The organism is Actinospica durhamensis (assembly GCF_018139695.1).
GTDB lineage: Bacteria > Actinomycetota > Actinomycetes > Streptomycetales > Catenulisporaceae > Actinospica > Actinospica durhamensis.
Genome location: NZ_JAGSOG010000352.1, coordinates 1 through 7487 on the forward strand (window position 1 = coordinate 1; position 7487 = coordinate 7487).

At 71.5% G+C, this 7487-nt stretch carries 6 protein-coding genes; 5 read left to right on the forward strand and 1 reads right to left on the reverse strand.

The annotated features are described in order from the left end of the window. On the reverse strand, positions 1-1287 hold a 1287-nt coding region (locus KDL01_RS37045), incomplete at its 3' end, for an FAD-dependent monooxygenase (RefSeq protein ID WP_212533386.1). Between the two features lie 737 nt (positions 1288-2024). Between KDL01_RS37045 and KDL01_RS44920 the strand changes: the two genes are divergently transcribed. The 5 genes from KDL01_RS44920 to KDL01_RS37065 form a co-directional block, all read left to right on the forward strand. Next, on the forward strand, positions 2025-2153 hold the full coding sequence (locus KDL01_RS44920; protein ID WP_281415811.1) for a hypothetical protein: 129 nt from the start codon (positions 2025-2027) through the stop codon (positions 2151-2153). A 105-nt stretch (positions 2154-2258) separates the two neighbouring features. Beyond that, on the forward strand, positions 2259-3554 hold the full coding sequence (locus tag KDL01_RS37050) for a hypothetical protein (protein ID WP_212533387.1): 1296 nt from the start codon (positions 2259-2261) through the stop codon (positions 3552-3554). Continuing rightward, a complete protein-coding gene (locus KDL01_RS37055; protein ID WP_212533388.1) occupies positions 3547-5709 on the forward strand; it encodes a tetratricopeptide repeat protein in 2163 nt (720 codons plus the stop codon). Before KDL01_RS37050 ends, KDL01_RS37055 begins: the two co-directional genes overlap by 8 nt. Then, a complete protein-coding gene (locus tag KDL01_RS37060; protein ID WP_212533389.1) occupies positions 5706-6443 on the forward strand; it encodes a helix-turn-helix transcriptional regulator in 738 nt (245 codons plus the stop codon). Before KDL01_RS37055 ends, KDL01_RS37060 begins: the two co-directional genes overlap by 4 nt. 178 nt (positions 6444-6621) lie before the next feature. Continuing rightward, a partial coding sequence (locus KDL01_RS37065) for a cytochrome P450 (protein WP_212533390.1) occupies positions 6622-7487 on the forward strand: 866 nt, incomplete at its 3' end.

Here is a 7487-nt window from a genome sequence, read left to right on the forward strand (position 1 = left end):
GGCTGGGTGTAGGAGGGTGAATACGGTGCTTGGGCCTTCTTGGGTGGTGAGGTCTAGGTCGGGGATGCGGCGGCCTAGGAGGGGGTGGCCTTCGCCGAGGTTGTAGTGGATGTCTAGGCCGCTCATCATTCCGGCGATGCGCTTGCGGGGCTCGTCGAGTTTCAGGAGGTCGGACATGATGTCGCGGAGGGCGTCGACGCGGTCGCCGGTGGCGGTGAGGGCGCTTTGGGCCATGGTGTTGTGGAGTACGCGGGCGGCTACGGGGTGGCGCTCGGCGTGGTAGGTGTCGAGGAGGGCGTCTGCGTCCTTCTCGTCGGGCATTGCGCCTCGGATGACCTGGGCGAGTTTCCAGCCCAGGTTCACCGCGTCCTGGACGCCGACGCCGAGGCCTTGGCCGCCGATCGGGGCGTGGATGTGGGCGGCGTCGCCGGCCAGCAGGACTCGGCGGTCGCGGTACTGCGCGGCCTGGCGGGCGGCGTCGGTGAAGCGGGAGATCCAGGTGGCGCAGCGCAGGCCGTAGTCGGTGCCGTGCACGCCGATCAGCGCTTGGCTCAGGTCGTGCAGGGTCGGCTCGCCGGACTGGCCGGTGTACGGCTCGGTCACCAGGACGCGGACCGGGCCGTCGGGCTGGGGGCGGGCGAGCACTTGCACGCCGGCGCCGAGGCGGCGGATGCCCCACTCCGGCTCGCCGTCCAGTTCGACCTCGGCGATCAGGCTGCTGATCGTGGCCTCCCAGCCGGGGAACGCGATGCCCGCGGTCTTGCGGATCAGGCTGCGTCCCCCGTCGCAGCCGACCAGGTACTGTGCGCGCAGCCTGTGCCCGTCGGACAGGGCCACGTCGACGCCGGTCTCGTCCTGGGTGAATCCGGTGACCTCCACCTCGCGCCGGATCGTGACGCCGAGCTCGCCGACCCAGTCGGCCAGGATGTACTCGATGCGCTGTTGCGGCAGGCCGAGCCCGTAGTTGTGCCGGGTGGGGAAGTCGCTGATGTCGAGCGGGATCTGGCCGAAGCCGTTGACCTGCGCCACCTTGCCCTGGGCCAGGAACCGGTCGGCGATGCCGCGCTGGTCGAACACCTCGAGGGTGCGCGAGGAGAAGCCGAGCGCGCGCTGGCCGACGACGTCCTGATTGGGGCGCCGTTCCACGACGGCGACGTCGATCCCGGCCAGGGCCAGCTCTCCGGCCAGCATCAGCCCGGTCGCTCCGGCGCCGACGATCACCACGGCGGGCGTGGAGGTGGACGTGGGCGTGGACGTGGAGGTGGGCGTGGATGACTTCATGGACATGGTGCGACTCCCGTTTCCGCAGCTCGTGGCTCCGGTGCACGATTGTGCTGCATGTCGGGGGCCTTGCCGCAAGCCCCGGGGTCCGCTATATCTTGATAATGGAGGGGCGTGTGTGTTTTTTCGCCCTGACGAGGGTCTGGCCGGGGGCCGTTCGAGGACGGAACGGCGGGCCCGGAGCCGCGCGGGGCGGCGGGCGCGTATGGGGTAGTGCTGGGCGCCGGGCGCGATGCGGTGCCACCCGCTTTCCGTCTTCATGTTGAGCGTCGCGGATCCGGGCGCGGATCCAGGCGCGGATCCAGTCGCAGATCCAGGCGCGGTTCCGCGGTGGTTCGGCGGTGGTTCGGTAGCGGTTAGGCGGTGGTTCGGCGGTGGTTCGGGGGCTTCGCCGAGGTGCGCTCGACGCCGGATTCGGGCCCTGCTACGCGGGCTGAATTGAATCTGAAGACAAACGTGTACGAGCTCTGTCGGGCTCGTCACGCGGGCGGAGTCCGTGCAGGTCGGTGACCTGCCGTGGGTCGGGCTGGGGGCGCCTGGATCGATTCGGTTTGCGCTTATCCGCGGAGATGACCAAGGGCGCCAGTATGGTGGCATTGCCCTCCGCACCCGACAAGTCCTCTCTTTGGAGGACGTGCTTATATTGACTCGCTTTGGAAAACTACGCCGCAGGAGACCAATCCGGTGCGGCCGCCCGGGTTGGTCGCCGTTCCGCCCCGCCCCCCGACAGAGACGAGGTCACGGTGAAGACGACGACGCCCGAAGAGGTCGCCCCGAAGCGGTTCCAGGTGCGCAAGGCCGGTCCGATCCGGCTCACCAGCGCGGTCACCGCGTTCTACGCGATCGACAACCCCTTCTGCCTGCCCAACTAACACCCGCAGGCCCACGCCCGTCGCGCGCGGTCGCCCGCTCGCGACGGGCGGTTCGGGCGTGTCCGGGGAGCCGATCGGCGGGGCCGCCGTCGGCAATGTACTGATATGGGCAGGGAGAGGAGCCTGGTGGAGGCCACCGAGGATACGTACATCCGCCTGCACCGCCTCAGTTTCGTGGACGAGGGCGACGAGGTGTTGATCGGCCGGCTGGAGACCGAGTCCTACGCGGTCTTCCCGGCGGACGCCGCCGCGGTGGTGCGCAAGCTGGACGAGGGGGCCAGCGCGCGGGAGGCGGCGGCCTGGTACGCGCAGGAGTACGGCGAGGCCGCGGACATCGACGACCTGATCGAGACCTTGTACGCGCTCGAATTCGTGCGCGAGGACGACGGGACGCGGGCCGGATCCGGGCCCGGGTCCGAGTCCGAGTCCGGGACCGACTCCCCCGGTCCGGCGCCGCTGCGGTGGACGCGGCTGGCCCGGGCGCTGTTCTCGGTGCCGGCCTGGATCTGCTACGCGCTGCTGGTGGGCACCGGGGTCACGCTGGCGGTGCGGATGCCCGACCTGCGCCCGGCGGTGTCGCACATCTTCTTCTGCCCGTCGCTGATCGCCGTGGTGTTCACGATCGTCTTCGCCCAGTTCCCCGGCATCGCCCTGCACGAGAGCTTCCACGTGCTGGCCGGGCGCCGGCTCGGGCTGCCCGCCCGCCTGAGCATCGGCCGGCGGCTGTACTTCCTGGTCGCCCAGACCACCCTGACCGGCCTGATGAGCGTACCGCGGGGTAAGCGCATCCTGCCGTTCTGCGCCGGGCTGCTGGCCGACGCACTGTACGTCAACGCCCTCATGTGCGTCGCGGCGCTGGACCAGTGGCTCGGCGGTTCCCTCGACCTCGTCGGGCGGGTGGCCCTGGCCCTGGCCTACACCACCCTGCTGCGGATGATCTGGCAGTTCATGGTGTTCATGGAGACGGACCTCTACTACGTCGTCGCCACCGCCCTGTACTGCCCGGACCTGCACCGGATGACGCGGGGGTTCATCAAGGCCCGCCTGCGTCGCGCGCTGCGCCGCCCCGGGCCCGGGCTCGAGGACGAGGCCTCCTGGTCGGCCAGGGAGCGCGCCATCGTGCGCTGGTACGCGCCGTTCGTCTTCCTCGGCGGCCTGGTCGCGGTGGCGAGCATGTCGATCGGGACCATCCCGATCTTCTACGGCCTGTTCCAACGGATCTACCGGGCGGTGGTCGAGGGAAGCCCGGTGAACGCCGCCTTCTGGGACGCCACCGTGGTGGGGCTGGGCACCGTGGCCGAGGTGTCCATGGTTCTTTTCATGCTCATCCGGGGAAGCAGGCGGGGGCCTGCCACGCAGTCGGCCGGATCGCCTCGAGACAAGGAGAGCGCACATGCCTGAAGGAGCGCGGCATCTGTGGATCGAGGGCGACGACGGCCCGGGACGCGCGGCGCGGGCGGCCGAGGCGAAGCCCACGATCAGCGTGGACTGCCATCGGCGGCTGCGTGGTCCGTACACCGGTCTCGGCACGGTGCTGCGCCACCTCGTCCCCGGGTTGACGCCGACCGAACGGGCCGCGGCCCAGCGACACGTCATCGAGGTCCTGGTGATGGCGCCGGAGCTCAGCGGCGTACTCGAACCGGCGCCCGGCACGCTCACCTCCGGCGCGATGTTCGGCGAGCGGACGCGCTGGTATTCGGCCCTGCGTACGCGGCGGTTGGCACACGGAATCATCGACCTGCTGCGGGAGCTGCGGGAGCTGCAGGACGGTTCCGCGGATGCGCCGCTGGTGCTGGCGTTCGACCGGGTCGACGAGGCGGACGCGACGGACCAGGAGTTTCTGGCGCTGGCCCTGCGCCGGCTCGACCCGGCGCGGGTTCGCCTGGTGGTCGGGTCGTCCGGTGGTGGGAGTCTGTCGGAGGCGCTGCTCGGCGCGCGGGACGAGCACGCCGAGGTGGTGGAACTGACCGCAGCAGTGGGAGCTGCGCAGGAGCAGGTCGGTGAAGTGGACGGAGCCGACGGGGTGGCGGCGCGCGCCTTCGTGTGGTCCGAGTGCACGGCCTCTGATACCGCTGCGGACGCGGCTGCGGCACGCGCGTACGAGCGGATTCCGGAGGAACTGCGCCGCCGTCTGCACGATGAGCGGGCCGACGAGCTCGAGGCCCTCGGCGAGCGTTCGCTGCACCTCGGCGCGATTCCGTTCCACCGCGAGCACGGCTCCGATCTGGACGGCGTCGGACGGACCTCGATGATGGAGGCCGTCAGCCACTGCATCGGCCTGGCCTACTACTCGGCGGCGCTCGAGCTCTGCGATCGGCTGCGGGTCGTCGTGCCCGAGGAGGACTTCGTCCCCTACTACATCGTGCAGACCAAGCGCGCCCAGTGCCTGGCGCCGCTCAACCGCGGTGAGGAGTGCGAGCCGCTCTACTATCACCTGCTGGCGCGCACGGGCCGCCCGGAACTGCACATGTCGCTCTACTACGCGCTGGGCATGCTCTATACGAGGCTGTATTCGAACGAGCGCAAGGACCACGACCGGGCCCGGGCCTTCCTGAACACGTCCGTGGCGATCGCGACACAGCTCGAGGATCCCGAGGTCCGGGCCTTTCAGACCGTCTTCATGGGCAACGGCAAGGCGCTGGCGGAGATGCACCGCGGCAACCTGACGGGGGCTCTGGAACTGGTCGAGGGCGGGATCGCGCGACTCGCGGCCGACCTGCCCGACGAGAAGCACCACCTGCATAGATCGGTGCTACACCACAACCGCGCCCAACTGCTGGCCTCGCTGGGCCGGCTGGACGAGGCGATGGCCGAGTTCGACTTCGTGATCGGCGTGGATCCGTACTATCCGGAGTACCGGTTCGACCGGGGGAACCTGCACCTGCGCCTCGGCGAGCTCGAGGCGGCGCTCGCCGACTACAACCACGCGACGCGGCTCGGGCCGCCGTTCCCCGAGTTGTTCTACAACCGTGGCGAGGCGCGGATCGCGCTCGGCGACGTCGCGGCGGCGGTGACGGAGTTCAGCTACGTCCTCGACCTCGAGCCGGACCACCTGGAGGCTCGGATCAGCCTCGCCTCGCTCCTGCTCGACAGCGGCGAGCCGGAGCGCGCGGCCGCGGTGATCCGCACCGGGCTGGTGTACGAGCCGGATTCGGCCAGGCTCCTGTGCACGCTGGGCCTGGCGTTGGTCGACGGCGGCGAGCCGCAGGCCGCCACGGAGGCCTTCGACGAGGCGCTGGTGCTGGACCCGGCGCTGGCCGAGGCCCGGGTGAACCGGGCCGTGGTCGCCTACCAGGAGGGGCGGTTCGAGAGCGCGCTCGAGGATCTCACCGTGGCTCTGGCGCAGGATCCGGGCAACGCGGACCTGCTGTTCAACCGCGGCCTGGCGTACGAGGCGCTCGGCCGGTGGGATCTGGCGGCCGAGGACTACGCGGTCGCGTTGCTGGACGAGCACTGCGATCAGGACGAGGTGGCGAGCCGCCGGGCCGGCTGCCTGGACGCGCTGGGTCAGGGCACTGTGACGAGCGCCGACCCGGCCGAGATCCTGATCGCGTGAACGCCGAGGACGAGGACGGGTGTACCGGAGCGGTGGACCCGGGCACCCGGGTCGGCTTCGCCGTGGTGGGCGTGCACCGGATGGTGTTGGACGGCATGGCCGCGTGGTCGGCGGCGGTGCCGGACCTCGACTTGGTGGCCGACGCGGTCTCGGTCGAGCAGCTGCTGGGCCGGCTGCACGGCGCGACGAGCGCCGTCGTACTTGGCCTGTCCCGCCAGGACGGCGCGGCGCTGGTGAGCGAGGTGCTGCTGCTCAAGACCTACGGGCTCGGCGTGGTCCTGCTCAGCGCCGGGCCGGGTGTCGAACGGATCGACGCGGCCCTGGCGGCGGCCGTGGACGGCGTGGTCACCCTGGATCAGGGACTTGACACGTTGGCGGACCTGCTGCGCCGGATCGCGCCGGCGCCGCGGGTACGGCCGCTGCCGCCGGCCGGGTTCACCTGGACGTCCGTGGCCGCGCCCTGCGGACCGGCGGACGCGGGCGCGGGCGCGTCGCCGAGCGCGGCCTGCGTGCCGAACCTCTCGGAGCAGGAGCGGGCCGTGCTGCTCGGCTACGCCTCGGGCATGACGCTGAGCACGGTGGCCCGGCAGATCGGGATCAGGCCGAGCACGGCGAAGGAGTACCTGCACCGCGTCAAGATCAAGTATCGGGAGGTCGGGCGGCCCACTTATACGAAGATCGACCTGGCCAACCGGGTGCGGGAGGACGGTTTCGCGGTCGAGGTGGCGGGCTGAGCGAGCCGGTCCGGGGCGCGCCGGGCCGCGGCCCGCTCCCGCGCACCGGCCGCGCGCTGTCACACGACCCTGACACACCTTGTCCGGGTGCCGCGCCGCCGGGAGACTGGGCCGGGGGCGCGGTGCGCCGCCCCGCCGGTGCGCCGCGTTCGGCGCCGACCACCGTACGGAGTGCCGCATGGACACCGATACCCCGGCCGTTTCGGCGGCCGCCGCGTCACAGGACCCTTATCTCCTCGACCCGGCGGGCGGCTGTCCGCACGCGGATCTGGCCCGGTTGCGCGCACGCGGCGCGGTCGTGCCGGTCGAACTGCCCGGCGGTGTGCCGGGCGTGGCCGTGGTCGGTCACGACGCGCTCCGGGAACTGCTGGCGCATCCGGACGTGGCCAAGGGTCCGGAACACTTCGCCGCCCTACGCGAGGGCCGGGTGCCGGAAGGCTGGCCGCTGCTGGCCTTCATCGCCACCCCGGGGCTGCTCATCTCCGACGGCGCGGACCACCGGCGGCTGCGGGCCCTGGTCAATCGGGCCTTCACGCCGCGCCGGGCCGAGGCGCTGCGGCCCCGGATCGCCGAACTGACGGCGCGTCTGCTCGACCGGGTCGCCGAGGCCGCGCGGCAGGCGCCCGCGCCGAGCGACGGCACGGCGGCGACGGTCGACCTGCGCCGGCTGTTCACCGAGCCTCTGCCGATGGCGGTCATCTGCGAGCTGCTGGGCGTCGACGAGGAGTACCGGGAGCGCGCGCACGTCCTGTCCAACCGGGTGATCAGCACCGACTCCACCCCGGCCGAGGCGATCGCGGCGCACCGCGAGATGTTCGAGCTGATGGCCACGGTCGTGCGGCGGCGCACCGAAGAGCCCGGCGAGGATCTGACGAGTGCTCTGATCGGGGCGCGCGCCGAGGACGGGGACCGGCTGAGCACCGACGAGCTGCTCGGCACGCTGATGACGATCGCCGTGGCCGGGAACGAGACGATCACCCACCTGATCACCAACGCGGTACGGGCACTGAGCGCGCATCCGGACCAGTCGGCGCGGGTCAGGGC

What these genes read in the sequence shown, in the direction of transcription:
- KDL01_RS37050 (WP_212533387.1), top strand. Translation starts at nt 2,259, where the DNA reads ATGGGCAGGGAGAGGAGCCTGGTGGAGGCCACCGAGGATACGTACATC.
- KDL01_RS37055 (WP_212533388.1), top strand. Translation starts at nt 3,547, where the DNA reads ATGCCTGAAGGAGCGCGGCATCTGTGGATCGAGGGCGACGACGGCCCG.